The sequence below is a fragment of the Halopseudomonas sp. genome (assembly GCF_038130085.1).
Classification (GTDB): domain Bacteria; phylum Pseudomonadota; class Gammaproteobacteria; order Pseudomonadales; family Pseudomonadaceae; genus Halopseudomonas.
This window is the reverse complement of the sequence record NZ_JAYPMU010000007.1, coordinates 60,482-87,037: the sequence shown is the minus strand read 5'-3', so window position 1 is coordinate 87,037 and position 26,556 is coordinate 60,482. Positions and strand designations below refer to the sequence as shown.

Genomic DNA, 26,556 nt, shown 5'->3' with positions numbered 1-26,556 from the left:
AACATTTTTCTTCCAGGAGCGCGCGCCATGCTGGTCCATCTCGCGGTCAATAACTACGCGATCGTCGACAACCTCGAGCTCGAACTCAGTGGCGGCATGAGTGTAATTACCGGCGAAACCGGTGCCGGGAAATCGATCATGCTCGACGCCCTCGCCCTGACTCTGGGCGACCGTGCCGATAGCGGAGCCGTGCGCCCCGGCTCAGACAAGGCCGACATCCTGGCCACCTTTGACATTCGCGATATCCCGGAAGCACGCCAGTGGCTCGAAGAGCGCGACCTGGCGCAGGATGACGAGCAAGTCATCCTGCGGCGCGTGATTACCGCCGAAGGCCGCTCACGCGGATACATCAACGGCGCCCCATGTCCCCAGCAGGACCTGCGCGCATTGGGTGAGATGCTGATCGACATCCACAGTCAGCACGAACACCAATCACTGCTGAAAACCGATACCCACCGCCGACTGTTGGACGAATACGCCGGCGCCGGCGATCTGGCACGCCAGGTCCAACTTGCTGCCCAGCGCTGCCGCCAAACCGAAAAGGCCCTGCGACAGGCCAGTCAGCAGAGCGAGGACCAAACTGCGCGCCAGCAACTGCTCACCTACCAACTGGACGAACTCGATAACCTCAGCTTGCAGGATGGCGAACTCGAAGCACTGGAAACCGAGCAACGCCAACTCGCCAGCGCCGACCAGATCCTGCATTCCTGCCAGCAGGTCATCAACATCTGCAGCGAAAACGACTCCGGCAGCGTTTTGGAAGCCCTCACCGCCAGCCTGAGCAGGCTCGACGCATTCAAAAGTCACAGCACACAGCTGGGCGAAGCCAGTGATTTGCTTGCCAGCGCACAGATTCAAATCGAGGAAGCCGTCGGCGAACTGACGCGCTACCTTGACCACTTCGAGGCCGACCCGGAGCGTCAGCAATACGTCGAAGAGCGCCTCAGCGCAATCTTCGACCTCGCACGCAAGCACCGCATCCAGCCGCACGAGCTGCCCGCGCTGCAGCAGCAACTGATCGACGAGCTGGAAGGCCAGCAACAGCAAGCTGCCGACGCAGAGCGTCTGCAGGAAGAACTGATTGCCTACCAGGCTCACTATCGCCAACTAAGCGAAAAGCTATCGGCGCAGCGCAGCAAGGGCGCAACCAAACTGGCCAAGGCCGTTACCCAAGAGATCCAGCGTCTTGGCATGCCGGGCGGACGTATTGAGCTGCAGCTGACGCCGCTGGATGCCGACAGCTACCCGGTTACCGGACTGGAGAGCGTTGAGTTTCTGGTCAGCGCCAACCCCGGGCAGCCGGCCAAGCCGCTGGCCAAGGTGGCGTCTGGCGGCGAACTTTCGCGTATCAGCCTGGGCATTCAGGTCATCACTGCACAGACGTCGCGCGTCCCTACGCTGGTATTTGATGAGGTGGATGTCGGCATCGGCGGCCCAACGGCCGAGATCGTCGGCCAACTGCTGCGGCAACTCGGCGCTCGCGGCCAGGTGCTGACCGTTACGCACCTGCCCCAGGTCGCCGCGCAGGGCCATCAGCACCTGTTCGTACGCAAGCAACAAACACGCAACAGCACGCGCACCTGTATCGACCAGTTGGACGAAAGCGCCCGCGTGCAAGAAGTCGCTCGCATGCTCGGCGGTGTCGACCTGACAGACGAGTCACTTGCTCACGCCCGTAAGCTGCTTAGCGCCACCCACTGAGCAGACACAAAAAAACCGGGCCTTGAGCCCGGTTTTTCCAACAACTCGCAAACCTACTTATTTACTGGCCTTGCGCACGTACAGCACCAGATTGTGGTCTACCAGCTCGAAGCCATGCTCCTTGACGATCTCACGCTGCCGGCGCTCGATCTCTGGATCAAAGAACTCGACAACCTCGCCGGAGTCGACACATACCATGTGATCATGGTGTTCACCGTCCGCCAGCTCAAATACCGCGTGACCGCCATCGAAGTTGTGGCGCACCACCAGACCTGCCGCTTCAAATTGGGTTAAAACGCGATAGACAGTGGCCAAGCCAACATCCTCGCCAGCCTCCATCAGCGCCTTGTAGACGTCCTCGGCGCTCATGTGGCGCTCGTTTGAACCGTCAAGCATTTGCAGGATCTTAACCCGAGGCAGAGTCACCTTCAGGCCGGCTTTGCGGAGTTCTTGATTTTCAACCATGTCACTATTCTCGTTCAGCGCTTCGCAGGGCGGGATGAGTCGGGTATGATCTGGGCACTACAGCCATTCCAAAGATAGCGGATGTTAGCACGTGACGCGAAAAAGCTTTAATCGAATCCTTTTCATGCTGTTATGCAGTGTCTCTATCGGTCTTCTCGGCGGCTGCGGTTTCGTCCCCGGTATTTACAAGATCGACATCCAGCAAGGCAACGTCGTCACTCAGGAAATGGTTGACCAACTGCGCCCAGGGATGACCACCCGCCAGGTCCGCTACATCATGGGCACCCCGCTGATTCAGGACACATTCCACCCCGAGCGCTGGGATTACCTGTATAGCCTGGAGTCTGGTCACAACGACCGAGTTCAGGAACGCATCAGCCTGAGCTTCGAAGACAATCGTCTGGTCGGTCTGTCCGGCGACTTTATGCCGGGTCAAAGCCAGGACGAGCAGATCATGAGTTCGGACACGGTCGAAACCTATCCGGTTGACCTTGGTGCTCCGCTCGGCACCGGCGAGTAAGCCCCCCCCTCCGGGGAAGCCAGCAAGCGCTTCCCCTGCTTTACCTCTCCCGACTACTCCTGCTCTTCCGACTTTGCCGCCTTGGCTTTGGCAGCCCGCTGCTTGCGAACTTCCTTCGGATCAGCAATCAGCGGCCGGTAGATTTCCACCCTCTCCCCCGGCTGCAACACTCTGTCCTCAGGCTTTGGCACAGCCTTGCCGAAAATCCCCACCGGCACATTACTCAAATCCAATTCGGGAAAGTGCTGATCCATGCCTGACTGACGCACCGCATCGAGCATGCTGGTGCCTTCCGGCACGTTCAGGGTCACGATCTTCTGCTTATGTGGGAGGGCGTAGGCTACCTCCACCACCATTGTCTTTTCAGCCACCCCAGGTCTCCTTGGCTCGCTGACAGAATGCGTCCACCATCGCGTTCGCCGCCTGATTGAACAGCGGCCCCAACGTCGCCTTCACCAACGCACCGGCATACTCGAAGTGCAGATCAAGCGTGATCTTGCAGGCGGTATCGCCAAGCGCCTTGAACTCCCAAGCACCACGAAAATCACTAAACGGCCCGTCAACCAAACGCAGCGTGATGCGTTCACCCGGCACCAGCTCATTACGGGTAGTAAAACCCTGACTCATCCCAGCCTTGGCAATATCCAGACGGGCACACATCTCGGTATCCGTTTCACTCAGGACGGTAGCACCGGAGCACCAGGGCAAAAATTCCGGGTAGCGTTCCACCCGGTTAACCAGGTTGTACAGATGGCTCGCAGGATAGGGCAGCAGAGCCGAGCGCTGAATGTGGGTCATGCAATCTTCACTTGGTCAGTTCGGTGACGAGAATGATCAAAATCCCCGCCGGGGCCACATAGCGTAACAGCGAATAGATAAGCGGGAACAGGCGACGATGTTTAAGCGCCAATTCGTCACGGAATACCTCGCGATCAAGCACCCAGCCAGCGAACAACACAAACAGCAAGCCACCCAGCGGCAGCATGATGCGGCTAGTCAGGTAATCGATCGAGTCGAAGAAGGTCATGCCGCCTTCGCTGGTCCAACGGAACAGGTGCCAGCCGTCAGCGTCAGACACAAAGAACCGGGCATCGGCCAGCACGTTGAACGACAACACCGTGCCCAACCCCACAACCCAGCAGAGTAAAGCGATTACCGAGGTTATCCACACACGGCTGCGACCACTGCGCTCAACCCAGAACGCCACCGCCGGCTCCAGCATGGAAATCGCCGAACTCCAGGCCGCCACGGTAACCAGCACAAAGAACACCACACCGAACAAGTTGCCGCCGGCAATATTGCCAAAGGCGATCGGCAGGGTGACGAACATCAGGCCAGGCCCTTCGTTGGGCTGCAGGCCGGCAGCGAACACGACCGGGAAGAGCGCCATACCGGCGGTCAGCGCCACAACGGTATCGAGCAGCCCCACCGTCAACACGGTAGAACCAATCGACGCCTTACGCGGCATATAGGCACCGAACACCATGATCGAGCCGACGCCAACGCTCAGAGTGAAGAAGGCATGCCCCATGGCCGCCAGAATGCCGTCCGGAACCTTGGCCAGATCAAACTCAAACAGGAATTTCACACCTTCCATGAAATGGCCGGTCGTCATGCTGTAGCCCAGCAGTGCCAACAGCAGCACAAACAGCATCGGCATCAGAATACGCAGCGTGCGCTCAAGGCCTGCCACCACGCCACGGGCGATTACCCAGGCCGTCAGCAACATGAAAAACGAGTGCCAAATAGTAAGGCGAACGGGGTCGCCGACCAGGCTGCCGAAGCGCTGCCCTGCCCCCTCGCCATCAATACCGGCAAATTCGCCGCGCAACATGCCAATGATGTAGTCCAACGCCCAGCCCGCAACGACACTGTAGAACGACAAAATCAGCAGCGCCCCGGTCATCCCCATCACCGCCGCCCACGACCAGGCCGACGACGCATGCGAGTAACGAGACAGCGTTTTCAGCGTATTGACCGGACTCTGCCGACCGCGCCGGCCGAGTAACGTCTCCGCCAACATGACCGGCAGGCCGATGAGGCAGATACAGATCAGGTAGACCAGCACGAACGCACCGCCGCCATACATCCCGGTCATGTACGGGAACTTCCAGATGTTACCGAGGCCTACGGCAGATCCAGTTGCCGCAAGAATGAAGACCCAGCGGCTAGCCCAGATCCCGTGGATGGAGACAGTGTCTTTGCTCATGAAAATTCCCGGAGTACCCGAAAAAAAGGAACGCATTGTCCAGATTTTAACCAGACACCACAAGGTCAAATCGCCGAGGCGAACAAACGCAAGAGCCTGCAAATCCGTCGATACACTATAGAAAACTACAGGTATACTGGCGCGCCTATGAGCAAGCAAAAGAAATCCCCGGCCAACAGCGGCACCATCGCGCTGAACAAAAAGGCCAAACACGACTACTTCATCGAGCAGCGCTTCGAGGCCGGCATCGCGCTGTCCGGCTGGGAAGTGAAGAGCCTGCGCGAAGGCAAAGTGCAACTGGTCGACAGCTATATCTTGCTGAAGAACAACGAAGCCTTCCTGCTCGGCGCGCACATCACGCCGCTGAAAACCGCCAGCACCCATGTGATTGCCGACCCGACCCGGACGCGCAAGCTCCTGCTCCATGCCCGCGAACTCGACAAGCTGGTAAACGGCGTGCAAGCCAAAGGCTTCGCCTGCGTACCCCTCGCACTCTACTGGAAGGGCCACCTGGTCAAATGCGAAATCGCCCTGGTACGCGGCAAAAAGGACTTCGACAAACGCCAGACCGAGAAAGAGCGCGACTGGGATCGCGAGAAGCAGCGCGTTGTGCGCGAGAACCATCGCTAATTTTTTTCATAACACGCTGAACTTTCCTGCAACCGGTCCGTCATAACCTTTGACAGGCTGGTCTGCTCCACCAGCCGGTTTATGGTTTAAAGCATGTAACGCCTATACCCTGACTCGTCAGGGTATTTTTTTGCCCGGTGCATGAGCGCTGTTACTGAGGGAACCTTTCGCGTACAATCGCGTCCCAGTAACAGACCTGAAAGATTTGGGGCCGATTTGGATTCGACGACGGTTACAAAACTTGAGGGGCATGCCGAGCTGGTAGCAGAACTCGTAAATTCGCTGCTGCAAACTTATAGTTGCCAACGACGACAACTACGCACTAGCCGCTTAAGCCGGCTAGCGGTCACCAGGGGATGCCTGTAAACCCGAAGTTGACCGACAGATAGAACAGGATCGCCGCCAAGTTTGCTGTAGACGTAACGGCTAAAACTTATACAGCTCGCTCCAAGCACCCTGCCACTCGGGCGGCGCGGAGTTAACTAAGTAGAGATGGCTAAGCATGTAGAACCGATAGCGGCGGACTGGCGGACGGGGGTTCAAATCCCCCCGGCTCCACCAAATGCAAGTTTTCACATGTACCCACATGACTGAAAACACCCCCTGAAAGCCCGCCCCGTGCGGGCTTTCTTGTATCTACACGTTCCCCAGTAAATCCATACAGCATTGCGCTTGGTGTATCCCTGATTGTATCCATTGAGAAAACTTGAACCACTGGGATACAACTATGAAGTGCCGCGAGATTAGACGCAGCCAATGGTCGCTTACGTACTCGCTGGCCTTCAGCCGTTGGTGAACGAATGGCTTGAACTGGACGGCAATGGCCTGTTGCTGCGCGTGAAACCAGGTGAGTCGAAGCCCTACCAACTCAGCGACATGGACTTGGCTCTGAGGTCCGGTCATTCACGCTCGCCCCCCCCAATGCCGACAGGGAGTTAATCACTCCGTGCCGGCAGGGGCCAACGCCGGGCGCGGGTATCAGGACGCCTGACTTAGGAACGCATAGCCCGCCAGCACCTCGGCCAATGCCGCGTTATCACCGCGGCATCGATAGTGAACCACCATCCCCCGGCGCGGGCATTGTTCGACGTCCAGCGACTCCAACTCCACGCCAAGTGCTGCGGCCTCGCGGCGCACGACGCCCTCGATTTCACGCATGACCAGTGCGGGCTTGAAGGTCTTGCCCACCGCTGTCAGCGGTAGCGCATCGACCAGCGTCAATGCCTTGGGGATCGCTGCCCGTTCACTGATGGCCTGTTCGGCGTGGGCCATCAGTTCCTGCTCCGTGGCAGTACTGCACTGACGCAGTTGCACGTAGACCACTGGTAGTTCGCCCGCATAGCTATCCGGACGCCCGACCGCGGCGCACATAGCCACTGCGGGGTGGCTGGCCAACGCATCTTCGATGCTGCGCGGGTCGATATTGTGGCCGCCACGGATGATCAGTTCTTTCTTGCGCCCAGCCAACCAGAAGTAGCCCTGTTCGTCCTGGCGTCCGAGGTCGCCGGTGTTGAGCCAACGTCGGCCGTCCGGCGTGGTGAACCAGGCGTTGCGGTTATGCGCGTCATCCAGATAGCCGATGAACACATTCAGGCCAGTGAGACAGAGCAAGCCGACCTCATTGGTCTCTGCATCACGCAGCCAGTTGCCGTCGGCATCGAGGATCATCGCGCGCATATCCTGCCAAGGCAGACGCAGGCCGACAGCGCCAGCGATCGGCACCGCATTGGCCGGGTTTACCGAAGACGCAGAGGTGCTTTCGGTCAGGCCGTAGCCCTCCAAAATGCGCTGCCCGGTCTGCTGCTCGAAACGGCGGATCAGCTCTGCCGGCATCGGCGCAGCACCGCAGATGGCAACGGTCAACGAGCTGGTATCCCAGTCCCCTACAGGCACCTGCAGCAGGCTAGCGAAGATCGTCGGCACACCGGAGTAGCTGTTGATCTTGTGGGTCTGAACAATTTCCCAGAAGCGCGGAATCAGGCCCGGCGAGCGATAACCGGCGGGTGTCGCCAGCAGAACATGACCGCCCGCCGCCAGCACCGACAGACCAGTCGCCAGCAGCGCGTTCACATGAAAAAGCGGCAGCGCGGTCAGAACGGTACGACCGCAGCGCAACACCGGCTCGCCGACCACCGCGTCCAACTGGCCAGTAAACGCCACCTGGTTGCGCTGGCTGTGCAAGGCGATCTTCGGCAGACCAGTGGTGCCTCCAGTACAAAAATAGGCCGCCACATCGTCTTCAGTCGGCGGTTCGAACTGCAGTCGCTCGCCGGACTCGGCGGCAAGCAGCTGGCTGAAGTCGCCGATATCGGCGGCTGAGGAGGTCGGCTCGTTGCCAAGGTAACGCGCGCCGTTGATCTGCAAAATCCCCTGCAGATCGGGCACCGCGCGACAGGCAGCTAGCGTGCGCTGGTTGATCTGCGCATCCAGCTCGGCGCCAACGGTCACCACCCAGCGGGTCTTGGCGGCGGTCAGCAATTCGGCCATCTGCGCGCTTTCAAGCTGGTTGTTAACTGCAAAGGCGATCCCTGCCGTTTCTGCGCCCCACATGGCGATATGCGTCTCCGGCAGGTTGGGCAGCACCAGCGCAACCACATCGCCCCGCTGTACGCCGAGACGACGAAACAGGTTAGCGGCCCGGGTAATGTCAGCGAACAGCTCCGCGTAGGTCCAGCGGTGCGGGGTCTGGTGCTGGTCAACCGTCAGGAAAAAACTCAGGGCAGGTTCGTTGGCAAAGCGCTCGGCACTGCGCTGCAACAAGGCATAGGTGCTCTTCACGTCGGCGTTTGGGGCCGGTGCCTGCTCGATAGCGAGGATGTCCGAGTAACTGCTGATCATCTGAAATCACCTCATTGGTGTCTTGTCATTTGTTGCCATGGTGCCACGCCATCGGCTTGAATCACTTGGCATTTGATAACAACCACTTGGCTTTTCGTTACAATCTGGCGCCATGAAGCAAGCTGACTTATACGTACGGGCACGCAGCCTGACCGGCTATCTGCCGTTGCTCGCCCAACTCGGCGGTGACGGCAGCGCGCTGCTGGCACGCCATGGCCTGACCCCGGAGCAGATCGACGACGACGCTGTCACGCTGCCCTTGAGCGTGTTCGCAGAGTTGATCGGCGAGGCAGCCAAAACCCTGGGTAAGCCCGACTTCGGCTTGCTGCTGGCGGCCCGCCAGGACCACACCATGCTTGGTCCGATTGCCCAGGTCGTGCAGCACGCGGGTAACGTGGGCGTGGCGCTGGACCGCCTGAGCCGCTACATGCCCTATCACTCGCCGGGCCTGACGCTCAACATCGACCGTGACGGCGAGCTTGCGATCGTGCGCATGGACCACGATCTGGAGATGCAGGATGAAACCCGCCGCCACCTCACCGAACTGGTGTTTGGCGTGGCGCTGACCATCCTGCGGCTGCTCTCGCGCAGCAGCGGCGCAGACTGGCGGCTGGAGTTTCAGCACGACTCGCCCCTACCACCCGCCCGCTACCGCCGCCTGCTCGGCTGTCGGGTCGCGCTGCGTCAAGCGTGCGACCAACTGCTCCTTCCGGCAGCGTTGCTGCAGGTCTCGGTCGACTCATCCAACCCCGCGCTGCAGGAGGCAGCAGAGCGCTCGGTACGGCGCCTGATGCAACGCTACCCACTGGATCTAGGCCGCCAGGTCAGCGGCGTAGTAGAGCGCAACCTGCCGAGCGGCAACTGCACCCTGCCGGTCATCGCCGCGCAGATGCACATGCCGCAGCATATGCTGCAGCGGCGCCTGAAAGCGCTTGGTCTGCATTTCGAAAACATCGTCGATCAGTTACGCCGTGCGCGGGCCGAACAGTTGTTGGCCCAAACCCACATCCCGCTGACCGAAGTGGCCTTCCTGCTTGGCTACAACGATCCCAGCTCACTGACCCGTGCCTGCCGTCGCTGGTTTGGCAAGGCGCCGCAGGTGCTGCGACACAAACTTGGTCACGCTGGCGGAGAGTCAGGCGTAACGCGGTAGGTGATCCGCCAATGATCGACGTTAATCAGGTACACCAGCGTGCAGGGGCGACGCCCCGTGGAAAGCACCTGGCAAACATGGCGGGCAAGCAGAGACGGCAACGTAACAACCGCCATACGTGAAACAGCCCCGGACCACCTACCTCGATCCGGGGCTTTTCTCCAGCAGCGTGTCAGCGCCCTTTGAAGTCCGCCGCGCGCCGCTCCAGAAAGGACGCGACCCCTTCGGCAAAATCATCACTGTCCAGCATCGGCAGCAGATCGGGAATCAGTCGATCCATCGCCTGCTGACCGCTGTCGCCCAGCGAGGCTCTGGCGCTGACCAGCGTCTGCAACACCGCCAGCGGTGCCTGCTTCGCGATGCGCTGGGCAATCTCAAGCGCCAGCTCAAACTGCTCACCGACCGAGCAGACCTCCTGCACCAGCCCCAGCCGCAGCGCCTCCTGCGCGCCAAACTCGTCTCCGGTCAGCAGATAGCGCATCGAGTTGCCCCAGCCGATATTCTGGATGAAACGAATGGTCGCGCCGCCGACCGGATACAGACCGCGGGTCACCTCAATCTGGCCGAAGCGGCAATCCTCAGCAGCCACCCGCACGTCACCAGCCAGCATCAGCTCGATGCCCGCGGTAAAGCAGACGCCCTGCACCGCTACCACCAGCGGCTTGGACAGCCGCCGTTGCGGGTCCAGCCCGAACGGGTCGCAGGCACCGGCTGGCAACGCAGGGAAGCCACCCGTGCGAAACTGCGCAGCCCACTTTTCCAGCTCCAGCCCCGCGGTGAAGTGCTTTCCTTCACCGTACAGCACCCCGCAACGCAGTGTGCTGTCGGCCTCCAGCTGACCGTAGGCCTCGCCCAACTGAACGTACAGATCGATATCCATCGCGTTCAGCTTTTCCGGCCGATTAAAGCCAATGCACAGCACCGCGCCGTGCCGCGTTACCTTTACCTTGTCCGTCATCAGCGTGCTCTCCTGCATCAACCCCGGTTTACTAACGCTAGCAGCTCACCAAATTTCAGCAGCCCTGAAGCGAAAGCCACCCTCTCAAAGCGGGATGCAGCAAGCAGGCCATCACCAACAGGCGGCGAATAACACCGTCCAGCCGAAAAACCTGGCAACAAGAGCACAAAAATCAACATCGGCTGAACATTGATAAATTGCTTTTTTATTAGCTTGCCCGCCAACAATTCATGCAGGCAATATGCGGCCTATTGCCATCAAAAAAACTCGTATTTCGCCTCCAATTTCACAAGGACGCCTGATGACTCGCGCAGCTTCCCGCTACTCCCTGCTCGCCCTGGCTATTGCCGCCACCATTCCAGCTCACGCACTGCCCGTTGCGATCGATTACACCTGCACGCCAAGCAGTGGCAACAGCACGGCCTGTTACCTCTACGACGAGACGTACAACACCGTCGACATCGAGTCGGGCACCACGCTTGAAGGAACTGTATTCGGCGTGCATGTCGAGGAAGCGTCTGTCAGCACACTCAACAACAACGGCTCGGTCACCGGATTAGCTACCGCGGGCCTGTATAACATCGACTCAAGCATCGGCACGCTACTCAACACCGGCAGCATTTCTGGCAATAACCATGGCGTGGCGAATGACGGGGAAATAACCACCCTGATCAATAAAGGCAACATCTCGGGCGCCACCACCGGTCTGAAAAACTATAACCTCGATGCAAGCATTGGCACTCTCGAAAACAGTGGCACCATCTCGGGCGACTCCGTTGCTGGCGTGCTCAATGACCGCGGGCTCATTGGAGTATTGACCAACAGCGGCACTATTTCTGGAAATCAGGGCATCATCAATAGCGGCACCATCACCGAGCTCGACAACCGCAATATCATTTCCGGCACCTCTTACGGTGTGAACAATACCAATGGAACAATCACGGAGTTCAACAATAGCGGCACCATCTCCGGGGGCAGCATCGGCTTGATGATCTGGGGCGGCAACGTCACCACGCTAAACAACAGCGGCACCATCGCTGGCAACGACGCTATCGATGTCAACATCGGTACACCGATGACCATCAACAACAGCGGCAACATTCTCGGACGCTCGGCCTCCAGCTATGCGATCAACGCCCAAAACGCTGGCGACAACGTGACGTTGAACTGGAGCGGCGGCCTGATTCGTGGAGGCATGCGTGGCGTGAATGCCATCAGCATCACCGGTGATGTGGTTTACGACACCCGCTACAGCTACGGCAGTATTGAGGTTGCCGGCGGCGCCAGCCTTACATTTGAGCAAGATCAAGTTAGTCACTTTGGCAGTCTGACCGTTGCCGCCAACGGGAGTCTGGACCTCTACCTCAGCAGCGCCACGCCACTGAAGAGCGACAACCCAAGCTTCGCCATCGTCAGCCAGATCGATACTGCAAGCTTCGCCTCGGGCTCAGAGGTTGGCCTCAAGGTCCGTGGCTCCGATTTTGCAGCGGACCAGAGTACCTACACGCTGCTGGCCGGAGAAGGCATCATCAACAACGGCCTGTCTGTCGTAACCCGCAACTCGGCACTGCTGCAGGTAGATGATTACTGGACCGATAACAACCGCCTGTACGCCACCGTCACCACCCTCGACAGCTATGAATTCGCCGGCAACACCCCGAACGGCCAACGCGCCGGTAGCACCATCCTGCCTATGCTCTCGGGCTTAGCCTCGCACTTTGGCAACGACCCGGTGCTCAATGCTCTGGCAGGTGACAGCGAGCAGGTGCGCCGCACCGTTGAAGAGCTGGTACCGCAGGTCAACGGCGGCGTGCTGCACGCAGCCAACAACCTGCATCATCAGGCAGCGCTGAATGCTGGTCAGCGTACCCAAGGCCTGCGCGGCGCCTCTGCTGGCGACACCTTCGCTGAACGTGGCCTCTGGCTGAAGGTACTGGACAGCGACGCCGACCAGGATGAGCGCGACAACGTTGAAGGCTTCAATGCCGATACCAGTGGCCTGGCTATTGGCGTCGACGGCAAGCTGAACGACCAACTGACCCTCGGCCTGGCGTACAGCTACCAGAACACCGACATCAGCAGCGACAGCGGCAACCAGACCGATATCGACGGTCACGCCATCTCCCTCTACAGCGGTTATGAGCAAGGCGCCTGGTTTGTCGACTCCAGCCTGACCCTCGGCCTCAACCACAACGACAGCGAGCGTCACATCGCCGGCACCACAGCCAAAGCTGATTACGACAGCAAACTGCTCGGCCTGAATGTGCTTGCCGGTTACGGCCTGCAGTTGGACAACGGCCTGCTGCTGGAGCCGCGCGCGGCTGCCCGTTATGGCCGCATCGATATCGATGGCTTCCGCGAAAAAGGCTCAGTGGCCGCGCTGCAAGTCAACAGCCAACGCTTCGAAATCGCCGAACTCGGCGCCGGTCTGCGCCTGGCTGGCAGCACCGCACTGGGCAACGGCACCCTCGAGCCGGAAGCTCGCGTAATGGCCTACCACGACTTTGCTGCCGACCGCATCGACACCACCGCCAACTTCGTGTTCGGCGGCTCATCCTTTGCGGCAACTGGCGCAAGCCCTGCACGCACCCGCTACGAGGCCGGTGTTGGCGTTGACTACAAACTGGATGCTCTGACCCTCGGCCTGAGCTACGACTACACCAGCAAGGAAGACTTCAACGCAGATACCTTCCAGGCCAAGGTGCGGTACGACTTCTGATGAGGTCGCTGGCGGGCGCAGCGAAGGGAGGCGTGCTGCTGCTCGCCGCCCTGCTGTGCGCCTGCCAGTCCCACTTTTCTCGCTTGCAGGACCTCGCCGGTCAACATGACCGGCGCGCTGAGGTGTTGTCCGATACGCCCCTGCCATTGGCCTTTGTCGGCCCTGGCAATACCGTCGCCGCCCCACGTCTGCGCGTGTATATCGAGGGCGATGGCCGCGCTTGGGCCACCCCCACGCAGCCGAGCAGTAATCCCAGCCCACGGCACTTGCTAGTCGCAGAACTCGCCTTCAGCGATCCGACGCCCAGCCTGTATCTGGCCCGCCCCTGCCAGTTCATCAAGGGCCCACGCTGCGGTACCGAGCTGTGGACCAGTCACCGTTACAGCGAGACTATTGTCCAGAATCTGGATCAGGCGCTGAACGAACTGAAAGCGCGTTACCACAACCGTGAATTTGAACTGATCGGTTACTCGGGCGGCGCCACCATGGCACTGCTGCTAGCCAGCCGTCGCGCGGACGTAACACAGGTTCAGACACTGGCAGGCAACCTCAGCCCACGTTACTGGACGCAGCTGAAGCAGCTCACACCGCTGACCGGTTCGCTGGAGCCGTTGGACCAGCAGCACAATCTGGCGAGCGTTCCTCAACGCCATCTGGTGGGCGAAGCTGACACCGTGGTTCCGACCGAGGTGCTGGACTACTACCAATCCCGACTCGGCGCAGCCAGCTGCATCGAGACAGTCAAGCTCCCGAACGTGAGCCATGCCCGCGGCTGGCAACAGGCGTGGCGTCAGTGGCGCGACCGCCCACTCGACTGCGCCAGCCACGTCACCCATTGAGCACGGCAACGCGCCGATTTCAGCCAACCACCCTGCTTACCTCTTCATGCAAACGCGCTGCATCAACGGGCTTGTGCAACAGCAACGCTCCGGTGTTCTGCGCGTCACGCAGGCGATCTGGCGCCGTATCCCCAGTAATGATAAAGGTCGGCGGCAAGCGACCAAAGCGCGCGCGTAGAGCAGCCATGACGTCGGCGCCGGTCTGCTCGTCGCGCAGACGGTAATCGACGATCAGTAGTTGCGGCAGCTCGCGACAGATCTCAAGTGCCGCTGCGGGGGAGTCGGCCACCTGACAGTCGCAGCCCCAGGAAGACAGCAGCTCGCTCATGGCCTCACGTATCGCAGGGTCGTCATCGACCACCAGTACCGAGAGACGATCAAAGCCCGATAGCGGCTGCGCGGGAGAGACCTCATCCATCACCACTCCGCCGAGTTCGACTGGCACGATCAAACGAAACACCGAGCCCCGGCCCTGTACCGACGTGAGCTCAAGCTCGACCCCAAGGGTCTCGCACAACCCCTGAACAATCGCCAAACCCAGCCCGAGCCCCTTACGCCGGTCTCGCTCCGGGTTACCGAGCTGGAAGAACTCCTGAAAGATCGCCTGCTGATTGCCTTCGGCGATGCCAGTACCGGTATCCCAGACCTCAATGTGCGCCTTGGCTCCGCGCCGGCGGCAGGCCACCAGCACGCCACCCTGCTCGGTGTAGCGCAGTGCGTTACTAATGAGGTTACGCAAGATCAGCTCGACCAGCGCCGGGTCGGCGTGGGCGGCAAGCGCTGTGTCGCGGCTACGGTAAACCAGCCCGCGCGCATCCGCCTGCGGGCCGAATTCGCGCTCCAGTTTGCTTAACAGGGTCTGTAGCCGGAAGCCACACGGGGTCGGTTCGATCACGCCGGCTTCCAACCGCGAGTAATCAAGCAGGGTGTTGAGCATATGCCGGGCGGAGGCCGATACGGCGGCGGCGTTATCGAGCATTTCCTGCTGACGGCCATTGATCCCGCTGCGTCCCAGTGCCTCCAAAAACAATCCCAGCGCGTGCAGCGGCTGACGCAAGTCGTGACTGGCCGCAGCCAGGAAGCTGGACTTGGCACGATTGGCCGCTACCGCTTCCGCTCGGGCCAACTCACGCTGTTCGGACTCACTGCGCAGTTGCTCAACCAGTTCCAGGTTGGTGAACTGCAGCTGCAGACTATGGCGCGCAGCCTGTTGTGCGCCACTGGCAAACATAGTCATGCACAGCAGGTAGATGAAGCACAAACCACCCAAGCCAAGCATCAGCGGATCTGAGCTGAAAAAGCACGCAACCATCAAGGGCGCGACCGCCGGATAGATATAGGCGCAGTAGAGCGGCATGCTTGAGGCGTTGATGGCAAAAGTGCCCGCCCCGTGGGTAATGATTACGACCATGATCAACAACAGCGGAATAGGTGAACTGGCATCGAGAATCAACAGCGGCAGAACACCCCAAACAGCACCTGCGCTGGCAAACACCCCGAACAGCAACCGAAAGCGCTGGCCAGCGCTCATCGATCGATCCACCCACTTGCGCAGCAGAGCATATGTCGCCGCGTTCAGCAGCCAGCTGCTGGCCAGCCAGTAAAAACCAGTCTGGTCGTCAAACAACCAGTACAGCGTCAGTGCACAGAACAGACCCAGCATGCTGGCACCGAGAATTCCGATGCCCAGCAGATGAGAAGTAATCAGCTTGGCCTGTTCTTTAAATAGGCGTGCCTCCGGCAAACGCCAGGGCTGAAACACGCGCCCAATCACTCCGTTGACTCCTGACATCCGCCCCCCCCCCGAGGACCTAATGATGCGCGGCGCTTTCAGTACCGCACAGATGTCAGGACTATATAGCAGCAGATAGCCATTACGCAGCAGCAAATAGCAACACCAAGTGGTTCCAACAACCACCCATTGTCGTTATCGGCAACTAGCGAATGATGCTCTTAACGCGGGCGGCTACAGCTGCTTCAGTTCGACTGCTTACACCAAGGCTCGCCAGGATCGCCGATACGTGAACACGCACCGTGTTCTCCGCCATATCCAGCTCGCGAGCAATCGCCTTGTTGGACTTGCCCTCGGCGAGCAAGCAAAGCACCTCCACCTGTCGCGCCGTCAGCGATGGGGCAGACGGCGGTCCTGCAGAATTAGCCGGGTCGTTCCAGTTTTGCTCGCCGCTTAACAGCGTGTTGACTGCGGCTGCGATCTGATCCGCGTCTGCCGCCTTGCTCAGGAAACCATCGGCACCCTTGTCCCGCGCCTGACTGCGCCAACTGAAGTCGTCGTTACCTGACAGAATCAAGATCGCCGCAGATGGAAACTGCCGACGCAGCAAGGTGATGCCTTCCAGCCCATTTAGACCCGGTAGGCACACATCCAGAATGATCAACGCCAGATCCTCTCGCTGAATAGCTCTGGCCTCGGCGATCGAGCCTGCCTGCAGCAACTCGCCCAGCAACGGGTGAGTCGCCAGCAACATCGCCAAACCAGCCCGAAACAGGGCGTGATCATCAATCAGCAGCGCGCACTATCGCGATCCAATCTTTCCCGCTGTCACTGCGTGTGTCACTCCTGTGAAACCCTAAACCCTGATTGTGCTTCAAACACCCGTTGATTGTGACTCTGGCAACCATAACCACCCGCGACTGAACTGGCCGCCTCGAACCGCGCCTGGCCGTCGACCAACTCAAGATAGCCACCCTGCAGACGCAGTATGGCGGAGGTTTTCCAGTTTGCGCCGCTGCGATGGCTGCCGGTGATCAGAATCTGGTCCCCCTCAAGCCGCCAGCGGCCGACGCTGACTACGTCATCGCCGACCTTGTCGCAACCGTGCAGGCTAGGCACATAGCTGCGATAAAACTGGGTCCATACGCCGTCGGGGTGAAACTTCATGTCTGCGTAGATGAAGCCTGCTTCGCCATAAACGGAAATGGCCCGCGCCGCATGCCAGTAGTGTGCGGTAAGACGCATTACGGTGTTGTCCGCGGCCACAGACACCAGGCCAGCCGTTGAGCAAAGAGCAACAACCAAGCAAGCGCTGAAACGGGTTCGCGCGCCCATATACCCTCTCCCGTGTTCGTTCCGGGAAAGGGTACGACCTGCCAGTGCAGCCACCTATAACTCATATGGACTAGCAGGCCTGACTGCTGACCATGCGCCTATCAACGCGCCGGCTGAACTTGGTCGAAGCCCAAACAAAAACGGCGATGGCTGCCTGCGCAACCCTCGCCGTTTTGCCTTACCGCGAGGCGTCAGCTCTTCATCTTGATCATCATGTTGAGCATGCGCTGGGCGCGCGGGCCGTAGGGCGGCAACAGCATGTTGATGCCGCGAACTGGGCCCTGGTAAAGCACCGGACGCATCTTCGAGAAGGTCAGGAAGCCTTCGTAGCCATGGTAGTGGCCCATGCCGCTGTTGCCGACACCGCCGAACGGCAGGCTGTGCACGCTGACGTGCAGCAGGCTGTCGTTGATGGTCACGCCACCGGACATGGTGTTGTAGATGTACCAGTCGGCCAGCTTGCGGTCGTTGGTGTAGGCGTAGAACGCCAGCGGGCGCGGGTGGTCGTTGATGTAACGGGCCACTTCCTCGCGGCTGCTGTAGGTCTTGATCGGCAGGATCGGGCCGAAGATCTCGCGCTGCATCACGTCCATGTCATCGGTCGGGTTGAGCACGATATGCGGCGCCATGATCCGGCGGCTGGCATCGGGCTGCTGATCAGGCATCAGGTTGACGATGGTCGCACCCTTGCTCTCGGCATCGGCCAGAGTGGCCTGCAGACGGTCGTAGGAGCGCTGGTCGATCACTGCGGTGTAGTCGCCGCTGTTGATGTCGGGGTAGTGCTTGGCCGCGTAACCCTTGGCTGCTTCAACGAAGGCCGAAACCTTGTCTTCAGGCAGGAACAGGTAGTCGACGTTAGTGCAGATCTGACCGGCGTTGAACATCTTGGCCCAGAGGATGCGCTGAGCTGCGGTTTCGATTGCGAAGTCCGGCGCCACCACGGCCGGTGACTTGCCGCCCAGCTCCAGGGTGACCGGAGTCAGGTTACGCGCGGCGTTGGCCATGACGGCTTTGCCGGTCGCCGGCGAGCCAGTGAAGAAGATGTGGTCGAACGGCAGTGCGGTGAACTGCGGGCCACGTCCGCCGCCGTCTTCGAAGAACGCCAGCTTGCCCTCGGGGAAGTAACGCGGCGTCAGCTCACGCAGCAGGCGCGCGAGGTTGTTGGAGTTCTCCGACATTTTGATCATCGCGCTGTTACCGGCGGCGAAGATACAGGTCAGCGGGTGCATCGCCATCGCGATCGGGAAGTTCCACGGCACCACCACGCCAACCACACCGATCGGCTGCGGAATCAGACGGGCCTTGGCCAGCGGCATCTGCATCGGGTCGGTGTGACGCTTCTGCGGCTTCATCCACTTCTTCAGCTTCTTGATGTTGTCCTGCAGACCATCCAGGGTCACCGCGATTTCGGCGAAGGAGGTTTCAAACCGTGCGCGGCAGCCGTAGTCCTGGTTGACCGCCTCGATCAGCGCATCGCGGTTGTCGGCAACCATACGCACCAGTGTTTTCAGATCAGCGACACGTTGGGCGTAATCGGGATAGCGATTGGCCTCGAAATGGGCACGCTGGACCTCAAGACAACGGACAAACTCGGTTGGAATCTCAACTTGGGCGTTCATGGCAACCTCACTGAAAATAAGCGCCTGCACAGCGCAGTTCGGATTTGGGGACGGGAACAACTAGGGGGAAGGCGTCAGCACAGCTCCGCGCAGCGCGGCAGCTTCGAGCAACTCATGTTGGGCACCCAGACAGCAGCCGAAGCGCGTCATGGCAGTTACCTCACATTATTTATCGTTTTTGTAGGCTCCCATCGTGGCATGAACCCCAGCACCAAGGCTTGGCATATAACGACAATCATTTATCGATATAAGCCACTCCCTTCTACCCATAAAAAGCCCCATAAACCCCGATCTAGAGCGAAAACAGCCAACCGGTCGTCATTAAAACGCCTCAAAACGGCCACAACATTGCAACACTGAAAACCCGCTGCTAGATTCCAGACATCACCCACAACACGGAAAACTGAGATATGAAACGGATTCTCATCGGTACGCTGTTCGCCGCCGCCTCTTTCAACGCGTTTGCAGTTGCACCGGGCGGCCCCGGTTGCGGCTGGGGTAACATGCTGTTCGAAGGCCACAGCGGCCTGCCATCCCACCTGGTTGCCTCCATCACCAACGGCACCTCCGGTAACGCCACCTTCGGTATGACCTCCGGTACCAACGGCTGTGATACCAGCGGTCGCCTGGCCTACAACGGCAAGCCGATGCTGGTTCTGGGCGCGATCATGAACGAGCTGTCCGAAGACGTCGCACGCGGTGAAGGCGAAGCCCTGACCACCTACGCCGTCGTTCTGGGCATTCAGCCGGAAGACCGTGACCACTTCGCTGCGGTCACCCACGCCCACTTCAGCGAGATCTTCCCGAGCGCTGACGTCACCGCCGAGCAGGTTCACGCCGCCACCCTGAGCGTGATGCGTCAGGACGCCGTTCTGGCCAAGTACGCCGAGCAGGCCTGATCGTAGCAATACCCAACAGAAGGCCGGCGCGCAAGCCCGGCCTTCTGTTTTTGTATGTGTACTGCTAACTCCTCCTGATGAGAGCCCCCATGCTCAGACGCCTGGTTCCGCTGCTGCTCGGCAGCCTCTGCCTGCAGGCGCAGGCCAAACCGCAGATTCCTCAAGAACAACTCGAAGCCCTGGCCAGTGATCGCTTCTGGCTGACACTGGGTCACTACCAGCCTGCCCGCTTTGGTGGCTGGCGCAGCTACGTCGACGACGACACCTTTTTTATCGCCAGCGACGGCGCCGAATCTCCGGCCGCCGAGCTGAGCGCGACCCTGGACGGCCTGTATGCCGATGCGGCCCTGGGCAACGAACATGCCCAATGCCGCTACCCTTCGCGCACCCGCTGGCTGCGCGAGCAGCTTAATCTTCAGAGCCTGCCGACACCCAACTGCAGCGAATACAACGAGTGGTATGAGGACATCGCTCCCCACTCGACCGTGCTGGTTTTCCCCGACGCCTATCTGAACAGCCCCTCGTCGATGTTCGGCCACACCCTGCTGCGGATCGACTCGCCAGAAACCGCTGCAAGCGGTACCAGCCTGCTGACCTACGCGCTCAACTTTGGCGCCATGGTCGAGAACATGGACAACGGCGTACTCTACGCTTGGAAAGGGCTGGCCGGCGGCTACCCCGGTCAATTCTCGCTGCTGCCCTATCGCGACAAGATCGGCGAGTACAGCCGGCTGGAAAATCGCGACCTCTGGGAATATCAGCTCGACCTGACTCCGGAGGAAACCGCGCGCATGGTCGAGCACGTCTGGGAGCTGCGGCAGGTCCGTTTCGACTACTACTTCTTCGACGAAAACTGCTCCTTCCGGCTGCTTGAGCTGCTGGAAGTCGCCCGTCCATCGCTGCGCTTAACCGACCAGTTCCCGCTGACTGCCATCCCCGCAGACACGGTGCGCGCCGTACGCGAGGCAGGTCTGATCACCGAGGTAAATTACCGCCCCTCCCGTGAACGGGAACTGCTCGCACGTGCCGCGCCGCTGACAGATGACGAAGCCCAATGGGTGATCAAGCTGGCTGGCGACAGCGCACAGCTGCAAGACGAAGCCTTCACCGCATTGCCCCGTGAGCGTCAGGCGCTGATTCAGGAAGCGGCGTATCGGCTCGCCCGCTACGAGGCTAGCGGCAAGGAGCGTGATTCGAGCAACGCGGCCAACAGCTACGCCCTGCTGCAAGCCATCAACCGCAACCCGCCGCCCGCGCTGACCATCGAGACACCGACCTATCCCGAGTTCGGTCACGAGTCGCGCACTTGGCAGCTTGCTGCCGGCAGCCGCGAGGGTCGTGCCTTTGCCGAATACGGCCTGCGCATGGCCTACCACGATCTGGCCGACAATCTGGACGGCTTCCCGCTTGGCGCACAGATCGAAATTGGCGAGCTGAATTTGCGCCAGTACGAAGGCAATCACTGGCAATTGGAACAATTCAAGCTGGTCAACATCCGCTCGCTGACACCGCGCAGCGCCCTGCTCAAACCTTGGTCGTGGCAGGTCGCGGCCGGCTGGGAACGGGTCGCAGGAGAAGACGGCCAGCGCCGGCTGGTGCCGCACCTCAACGGGGGCGGCGGTTTTGCCTGGCAGCCGTGGGATGAGGTGCTGGGCTACAGCATGGCGACCCTGCGACTGGAACACCACCGCGACTTCGACGCGCCGCTCAGTGCTGCCGCCGGTTTCAATGCTGGCCTGCTGTGGCGCAACCCGCTCGGCAACCTGCTGCTGGAGGGTCGCGGCGACTACTTCGATAACGGCGAAGTGCGCCGCAGTCTCGAGCTGGCCCAGCAATGGGAGCTGAGCCGCAACCTGGGGCTGCGTCTGCTGGCCGCGCGTGAGTTCAGCCAGTTCAGCGCACCGCAGACCGAGTTCGCCCTGCAGCTGCGCTGGTATCACTACTGACAACGGGGCCGCACGGCCCCGCTGTTTCAGGCTTGCGCCTTGGCGGCCGCGAGATAGCTGGCCAGGCGACTACCCATCTCCTGACCCAGCGCCTGCAGGCCGCTCATCGGCCGTACCATGACTTCAAATTCGACGATCTTGCCCGCCTCATTGAAGCGAATCATGTCGATACCCTTGAGCTGACGGCCATGCACTTCAGCACTAAACTCCAGCACCACGTTGAGGCCGTCGCCGGTCGCCAGCTGGCGGTGATAAGTAAAATTCTCGAACACCTGGAGAACGGTATTGAGAATGGTCGAGACCACCTCGGCGCCCGGGTACGGCGAGTGCGCCATCGGCGAGCGAAACACCGCGTTGGCGTCCAGCAGGCTGATCAACTCGCCCAGGTCCTTGCGTTCGACCATCTGGTGCCACTGCTCAAGCGTAGCGGCGGCGGCCGGTTGAAGTTGCAGATCTGACATGGTGTTTTCCTTCTTGTAAGTGGCCAGAACGGCCGTCATTGTTCGGCGCGCAACTCGGCACGCAGTATCTTGCCAACGGGTGACTTGGGCAGTTGCTCGCGGAACAGAATCTGCCGCGGCACCTTGTAGGCGGTCAGGCGCTCGCGGCAGTGCAGGATCAGTTGCTCGGCCGAGACGCCCGCGCTGCGCAGGGCAACGAACGCGCGAATGGCCTCGCCGGTGCTGTCATCCGGCACACCCACCACCGCGACCTCGGCCACATCCGGATGCTCGGCCAGCACGTCTTCCACCTCATTCGGGTAGACGTTGAAGCCCGACACCAGAATCAGGTCTTTCTTGCGATCGACAATGCGCAGATAGCCCTGCTCATCCATCACGGCGATGTCGCCGGTGTTGAACCAGCCATCACAGAACGCTTCACTGTTTTCATCTGGCCGATTCAAGTAGCTGCCCACCACGTGGGGGCCACGAATCAGCAGCTCGCCCGGTTCACCCGGCGCACACCCATTGCCATCGGCGTCACAGATCAACACATCGCAACCGGGCAGCGGCAGCCCCACCGTACCGGGGCGGCAATGCTCGCCCGGCGGATTAAAGGCAACAAAACAGCTGCTCTCGGTCAGCCCGTAGCCCTCCAGTATCTGGCCGGCCAGCGCGCGCCAACGCTCGCCGGTGGCGGGGCGCAACGCGGTGCCGCCGGATACCGCAGCCTTGAGCTGCGGCGGATTGGCCTGCAACCAGGGCTCAGCCAGCAAGCCTGCGAACAGCGTGTCGACGCCGGTCATCCAGCGCACAGGGAACTGCTCGAACGCGGGCTGCAGATTGCTCAGCGGGCGCGGGTTGGGCACCAACAGATTGCGTCCGCCGCTGCGATAGAGCAGCAGGAAGTTAAAGTTGAAGGCGAAGATGTGATACAGCGGCGGCACGGTCAGAATCACATCACCCGGCTCGAACTGCATGCCGAACCCTGTGATGTAGTCCTCGGCCATCTGCAACACCGCCAGCAGATTGGCGTGGGTCAGCACCGCGCCCTTGCTGCGCCCGGTGGTGCCACCGGTGTATTGATAAAGCGCAACCGGGTTGGCGCGATAGGCAGTCGGCGCTGAACGCGCCCCAACTGCCAGCGCATCGACAAAACAAGGCAACCCGTTGGCATCCACCCCCGCCTGCGCGGCAATTGCCCGCCCGATCTCCGGCGCAAAGAAGTCGCCAAGGCTGGTCGTCAGCAGTGGCACGCCCAGCTCCTTCGCCACCGGCACCGCGCGCTCTACGAACAGATCGCAGGCGATGAGCAACCGCGCGCCGCTGTCAGCCAGTTGGTTACGCACCTCCCGCTCGGTGTACAACGGGTTCACGTTGGTCACGATCAGCCCGGCCTTCCAGGCGCCCAGCACCGCGACCGGATAATGCAGACTGTTCGGCAGCTGAATCGCAACCACCTCACCCACCTGCATCTTCTGCGCATGGATCAGCCAGGCAGCAAACTGGTCCGACAGCTCATGTACCTGCCGAAATGACAGATCGGCAGTCAGGCCGTTGGGCAACACCACAGTAAACGCCGGGCTATCGCCGTAGCGTTCGGCAAGCTGCTCGCTGAGCTCGGCAACGCCAGCACTCAACGCCTGATCCGGCAATCGGTAATCGCGCAGGTGCGACGGGTACTGCTGTTCCCACAGTCGGGAAATAGTCATGGTCGGGTTCCTTGTTGTTATCATCCGTTGCGTCAGAGCTGAATCTCGATGTCACCCAGCGGGAAAGCTACACAGCTGTAGATCCAGCCAAAATCACGGTCAGATTTACGCAAATGCGCTTCCGGCGGGTTGAACACCCTGCCAGACACCAGCTTGATCCGGCACAGGCTGCACTCGCCGGAGCGGCAGGCGTTCTCTGCACCAAAACCGTTGCGCTCCAGGCTGTTCAGCAGGGGTTCGCCGCCCCGCGCGCGATAACTGCCGCGGCCCCGCACCGTAACGGTTACCTCGTCATCCATGCTGACACCCTGCGGCCAGTCCGGCAGCGTATCGGGCGACTTGGGGGCGCCGTTGGCTTCCACCCGGATGCGACGACGCTTGACACCCAGTTCCGCAAGCAGCGAGACACAGCTTTCGTTGAACGGCGTCGGGCCGCATATGTAGAACATCTTGTCCGCCAGCTCCCCCAGCAACGGCGCCAGCATGGCAGCGCTCGGCCGCCCAGTGAGCCCCTGATAATCCGCTGCCGGGCGAGTGATCACCTCGCTAAGAGTGAAATTGGCGTGACGCCGCGCCAGTTCGCGAAACTCATCGGCGAAGATCACATCATCGGTGTGGCTATTCACGTAGATCAGATGGAAGCGAATCGGCATGCCACGGTCGAGGATGTCGAGCAAAATCGCCCGCGCAGGTGCACCGCCCGAGCCTCCCGCCAGAAACACCAGATCGTCGCCATGGAAGACCGGGTTATGGTGAAAGGTGCCCATCGGCCCAGAGCTCTGCAGTATCTGACCGACCTCAACCCGATCAATCAGGTAGGGCGAAACAAAACCGCCGGGGGCGCGCTTGACGGTCAGGTCGTAATGATCGCGACGAGCCGGTGAAGAGGACATGGCGTACGGTCTTGCCGTGCTGACACCATCAATGTCGGTAAAGACGTTGACGTATTGACCGGCCTGAAAAGGCGGCAGATCACGCCCGTCAGCTGCGCGCACACGCAGAGTGCGGGTGCTGGGCGTTTCGTCAATGATCTCGACCACTTCCAGCGCAAGGCGCTTTGGGTGCAGCTGCACCACGGTAGCCGCAACAGCGCCGCGCTGCTCCTGAAAATCACTGCCCGTGCGCTCGCGTTCTTCCTTACGAGCCCGCACCTCCGTGTAACCGGCCACCAGATCCAGTATGTTCTGCTCAGACATACGCGCTCTCCTGTTCTTTCAACTGCTTCAACACTGCTCTGGCGGTCGATTCACCGGCCATGTAAGTCGGCTGGAAACCGCCCATTGATGTCCACGAACCCGCCATATAGAGGCCGGGCACACCATCCAGTCGATCACGCAGCAGCGCCGAGTCTTCCGCGCTTTGCTGGAATCCGTAAATGGCCCCGCCGGGGGTATTGAGGTAGCGCATCATGGTCAGCGGCGTTGCCACTTCCATCTCTTCGATGTGCGCGCGCAACCCCGGGAAAACCCGTTCAACCAGCGCAATCAACTTTTCAGCAAAGGCGTATTTGGTCTGGGCGTAGTCCGCAGGGGTAACCGACTGCCAGGGTTCCGCGTATTGCAGACACACCAGCACCACCTGGCTCTTGCCCGGCGGCGCGAAGTCACGATCCTCGAAGTTGTAACAGGTCAGCATGCCGCCAACCGGCGCATCCAGCGTGCCCATGCGCTGATAGATCTGCTCCTCGTCGAGGCTTTCGTAGATAAAGCTGGAGGCCTCGCTGATACCCAGCTCTTCCGGCGTGCAGTCCAGCCCGAGATAGATAACGAAGGCCGAAGTCCCCATCCGCCGCGACTTGAAGTCCTGCTGAATCGCCAGTGGCGGCTGCTCAAGGTCGAGCAGCTCATTGAAGGTAATCAGCGGACTGGCGTTCGAGACCACCGCCGCACAGCCAACCTCCTCGCCACCTTCCAGACGCACGCCGCTGACCTGCCCGTCGCGGGTAAGAATCTGTTCGACTCCACAGTTGAAGCGCACCTCACCACCCGCCTCAAGGAACGACTCAACCAATGCATTGGACATCGCCTGCGAGCCGCCCTTGATATGCCAGGGCTTGAAGGCCGCATAGGCGTACAACATGGTCGCCAGGTCAGGAAACGGCAGCATGCTTGGCGGCACGCCAAGGTATAGCCAGTAGGTTGCCAGAACGCTTTTCAGCCGCTCGGACACGAAAAACTCGTCCAGCACATCCTGCGCAGACCGAAAGCCATAGCGCACGAAGTGCGGGCAGGTCTTCTGCAGGGTGACGTCGCTGCCGTTCCTGCGCGCCTGGGGCAAGGCCATGAAGGTTTCCATGGTCAGCTGTTCGCAAACCTGGAGGAAACGATCAATAGCGTCGGCCTCCTCCGGAAACATCTCCAGCAAGGTGCGGCGCAGACCTGACCAACTGGCCGGCAGTGACACATCGATCTCACCGGGGACCACCAGCCGGTAAAGAGCGTGCTCCTGCACAAACTCCACCTTGTCCAGCACGCCCAGCTGCGCAAACAGCTTGCGCATAACAAACGGCTTCTCCTCGGTGCCCAGCCCGCTCAGCTGGTGCAACGCCACTTCAAACTCGAAATCGCCACGCACGAACGAAGTCGCGCAGCCGCCGGGAATGTTGTGCCGCTCAACCAGCAAAGTGCGTGCGCCGCCGCGCTGCAATGCCGTCGCCGCAGTCAAGCCCGCATTGCCTGCGCCAATCACCACGGCGTCGTAATGGGTCATCTGTCACCTCAAACTTATCAGCGTTAAGATAAACTCATAAAAAATGGACCGAGGCATGCAGCACCAGGTCCGAGCGCACAAATTACGAGCTAATCTTAACAACGTCAAGATATTTTCCCATGCTAAGATTTC

General features: G+C 60.5%; 21 protein-coding genes, 1 other RNA gene and 1 pseudogene. 9 read left to right on the top strand and 14 right to left on the bottom strand.

The window, feature by feature from the left end; all coding sequences use genetic code 11:
* Positions 1 to 27: 27 nt before the first annotated feature.
* Positions 28 to 1,701 carry a DNA repair protein RecN gene (gene recN, locus AAFM31_RS07420; protein WP_341707281.1) on the top strand — a complete coding sequence of 558 codons (1,674 nt, stop codon included), beginning with the start codon at positions 28 to 30 and terminating at the stop codon, positions 1,699 to 1,701.
* A 57-nt stretch (positions 1,702 to 1,758) separates the two neighbouring features.
* Here the strand turns inward: recN and fur are convergent, their stop codons facing one another.
* Complete coding sequence (gene fur, locus AAFM31_RS07415; RefSeq protein WP_341707280.1) at positions 1,759 to 2,166, bottom strand: ferric iron uptake transcriptional regulator; 408 nt, start codon at positions 2,164 to 2,166, stop codon at positions 1,759 to 1,761.
* 124 nt (positions 2,167 to 2,290) lie between these two features.
* On the opposite strand from fur, the pseudogene AAFM31_RS07410 reads away from it, so the two are divergent.
* Positions 2,291 to 2,759 (top strand): annotated as a pseudogene (locus AAFM31_RS07410) (outer membrane protein assembly factor BamE); the annotation flags it as partial.
* On the opposite strand, the gene AAFM31_RS07405 reads toward AAFM31_RS07410, so the two are convergent.
* From AAFM31_RS07405 to AAFM31_RS07395, 3 genes are read right to left on the bottom strand one after another with little or no spacing between them, the layout of a single operon-like run.
* A complete protein-coding gene (locus AAFM31_RS07405; protein ID WP_341707279.1) occupies positions 2,740 to 3,057 on the bottom strand; it encodes an RnfH family protein in 318 nt (105 codons plus the stop codon). The pseudogene AAFM31_RS07410 and the gene AAFM31_RS07405 overlap by 20 nt on opposite strands.
* A complete protein-coding gene (locus tag AAFM31_RS07400; protein WP_341707278.1) occupies positions 3,050 to 3,484 on the bottom strand; it encodes a type II toxin-antitoxin system RatA family toxin in 435 nt (144 codons plus the stop codon). The genes AAFM31_RS07405 and AAFM31_RS07400 overlap by 8 nt, the downstream gene beginning before the upstream one ends.
* A gap of 7 nt (positions 3,485 to 3,491) precedes the next feature.
* Complete coding sequence (locus AAFM31_RS07395; RefSeq protein ID WP_341707277.1) at positions 3,492 to 4,895, bottom strand: sodium-dependent transporter; 1,404 nt, start codon at positions 4,893 to 4,895, stop codon at positions 3,492 to 3,494.
* A 147-nt stretch (positions 4,896 to 5,042) separates the two neighbouring features.
* Between AAFM31_RS07395 and smpB the strand changes: the two genes are divergently transcribed.
* Positions 5,043 to 5,525: an SsrA-binding protein SmpB gene (gene smpB, locus AAFM31_RS07390; protein ID WP_341707276.1), complete on the top strand. Its 483-nt coding sequence runs from the start codon at positions 5,043 to 5,045 to the stop codon at positions 5,523 to 5,525.
* 207 nt (positions 5,526 to 5,732) lie between these two features.
* Positions 5,733 to 6,086, top strand: a transfer-messenger RNA (tmRNA) gene (gene ssrA, locus AAFM31_RS07385).
* A 417-nt stretch (positions 6,087 to 6,503) separates the two neighbouring features.
* On the opposite strand, the gene AAFM31_RS07380 is transcribed toward ssrA, so the two are convergent.
* On the bottom strand, positions 6,504 to 8,363 hold the full coding sequence (locus tag AAFM31_RS07380) for an acyl-CoA synthetase (protein ID WP_341707275.1): 1,860 nt from the start codon (positions 8,361 to 8,363) through the stop codon (positions 6,504 to 6,506).
* 112 nt (positions 8,364 to 8,475) lie between these two features.
* Between AAFM31_RS07380 and AAFM31_RS07375 the strand changes: the two genes are divergently transcribed.
* Positions 8,476 to 9,516, top strand: coding sequence for an AraC family transcriptional regulator (locus AAFM31_RS07375; RefSeq protein ID WP_341707274.1), 1,041 nt, complete (start codon positions 8,476 to 8,478; stop codon positions 9,514 to 9,516).
* A 172-nt stretch (positions 9,517 to 9,688) separates the two neighbouring features.
* Here AAFM31_RS07375 and AAFM31_RS07370 read toward each other — a convergent pair whose 3' ends face one another.
* Positions 9,689 to 10,474, bottom strand: coding sequence for a crotonase/enoyl-CoA hydratase family protein (locus tag AAFM31_RS07370; protein ID WP_341707273.1), 786 nt, complete (start codon positions 10,472 to 10,474; stop codon positions 9,689 to 9,691).
* Positions 10,475 to 10,775: 301 nt separating this feature from the next.
* Here AAFM31_RS07370 and AAFM31_RS07365 point away from each other — a divergent pair, with 301 nt between their 5' ends.
* Positions 10,776 to 13,193 carry an autotransporter outer membrane beta-barrel domain-containing protein gene (locus AAFM31_RS07365; protein WP_341707272.1) on the top strand — a complete coding sequence of 806 codons (2,418 nt, stop codon included), beginning with the start codon at positions 10,776 to 10,778 and terminating at the stop codon, positions 13,191 to 13,193.
* Complete coding sequence (locus AAFM31_RS07360) at positions 13,193 to 14,032, top strand: alpha/beta hydrolase (protein WP_341707271.1); 840 nt, start codon at positions 13,193 to 13,195, stop codon at positions 14,030 to 14,032. Before AAFM31_RS07365 ends, AAFM31_RS07360 begins: the two co-directional genes overlap by 1 nt.
* Positions 14,033 to 14,051: 19 nt before the next feature.
* Here AAFM31_RS07360 and AAFM31_RS07355 read toward each other — a convergent pair whose 3' ends face one another.
* The 4 genes from AAFM31_RS07355 to AAFM31_RS07340 all read right to left on the bottom strand — a co-directional run bounded on the left by AAFM31_RS07355 (position 14,052) and on the right by AAFM31_RS07340 (position 18,718).
* On the bottom strand, positions 14,052 to 15,824 hold the full coding sequence (locus AAFM31_RS07355; protein ID WP_341707270.1) for a hybrid sensor histidine kinase/response regulator: 1,773 nt from the start codon (positions 15,822 to 15,824) through the stop codon (positions 14,052 to 14,054).
* 145 nt (positions 15,825 to 15,969) lie between these two features.
* The gene (locus tag AAFM31_RS07350) at positions 15,970 to 16,554 is read right to left on the bottom strand and encodes a response regulator transcription factor (protein ID WP_341707355.1); all 585 of its coding nucleotides are present in this window, start codon (positions 16,552 to 16,554) and stop codon (positions 15,970 to 15,972) included.
* Between the two features lie 50 nt (positions 16,555 to 16,604).
* The gene (locus AAFM31_RS07345; RefSeq protein WP_341707269.1) at positions 16,605 to 17,009 is read right to left on the bottom strand and encodes a hypothetical protein; all 405 of its coding nucleotides are present in this window, start codon (positions 17,007 to 17,009) and stop codon (positions 16,605 to 16,607) included.
* A gap of 281 nt (positions 17,010 to 17,290) precedes the next feature.
* Positions 17,291 to 18,718, bottom strand: a complete 1,428-nt coding sequence (locus AAFM31_RS07340; RefSeq protein WP_341707268.1) for a coniferyl aldehyde dehydrogenase — start codon at positions 18,716 to 18,718, stop codon at positions 17,291 to 17,293.
* A gap of 410 nt (positions 18,719 to 19,128) precedes the next feature.
* Here AAFM31_RS07340 and AAFM31_RS07335 point away from each other — a divergent pair, with 410 nt between their 5' ends.
* Both AAFM31_RS07335 and AAFM31_RS07330 read left to right on the top strand, forming a co-directional pair.
* Entirely contained in the window at positions 19,129 to 19,617 is a 489-nt protein-coding gene (locus tag AAFM31_RS07335) for a DUF3015 domain-containing protein (RefSeq protein WP_341707267.1), read from the top strand.
* A gap of 89 nt (positions 19,618 to 19,706) precedes the next feature.
* Positions 19,707 to 21,563, top strand: a complete 1,857-nt coding sequence (locus AAFM31_RS07330; protein ID WP_341707266.1) for a DUF4105 domain-containing protein — start codon at positions 19,707 to 19,709, stop codon at positions 21,561 to 21,563.
* A gap of 26 nt (positions 21,564 to 21,589) precedes the next feature.
* On the opposite strand, the gene AAFM31_RS07325 is transcribed toward AAFM31_RS07330, so the two are convergent.
* Genes AAFM31_RS07325 through AAFM31_RS07310 form a run of 4 tightly spaced genes read right to left on the bottom strand, consistent with a single transcriptional unit; the run spans position 21,590 to position 26,424 of the window.
* Complete coding sequence (locus AAFM31_RS07325) at positions 21,590 to 22,024, bottom strand: nuclear transport factor 2 family protein (protein WP_341707265.1); 435 nt, start codon at positions 22,022 to 22,024, stop codon at positions 21,590 to 21,592.
* 35 nt (positions 22,025 to 22,059) lie between these two features.
* On the bottom strand, positions 22,060 to 23,715 hold the full coding sequence (locus tag AAFM31_RS07320; RefSeq protein ID WP_341707264.1) for a long-chain fatty acid--CoA ligase: 1,656 nt from the start codon (positions 23,713 to 23,715) through the stop codon (positions 22,060 to 22,062).
* 32 nt (positions 23,716 to 23,747) lie between these two features.
* The gene (locus AAFM31_RS07315; RefSeq protein WP_341707263.1) at positions 23,748 to 24,911 is read right to left on the bottom strand and encodes an FAD-binding oxidoreductase; all 1,164 of its coding nucleotides are present in this window, start codon (positions 24,909 to 24,911) and stop codon (positions 23,748 to 23,750) included.
* Complete coding sequence (locus AAFM31_RS07310) at positions 24,904 to 26,424, bottom strand: NAD(P)/FAD-dependent oxidoreductase (RefSeq protein WP_341707262.1); 1,521 nt, start codon at positions 26,422 to 26,424, stop codon at positions 24,904 to 24,906. Before AAFM31_RS07310 ends, AAFM31_RS07315 begins: the two co-directional genes overlap by 8 nt.
* Positions 26,425 to 26,556 lie beyond the last annotated feature (132 nt).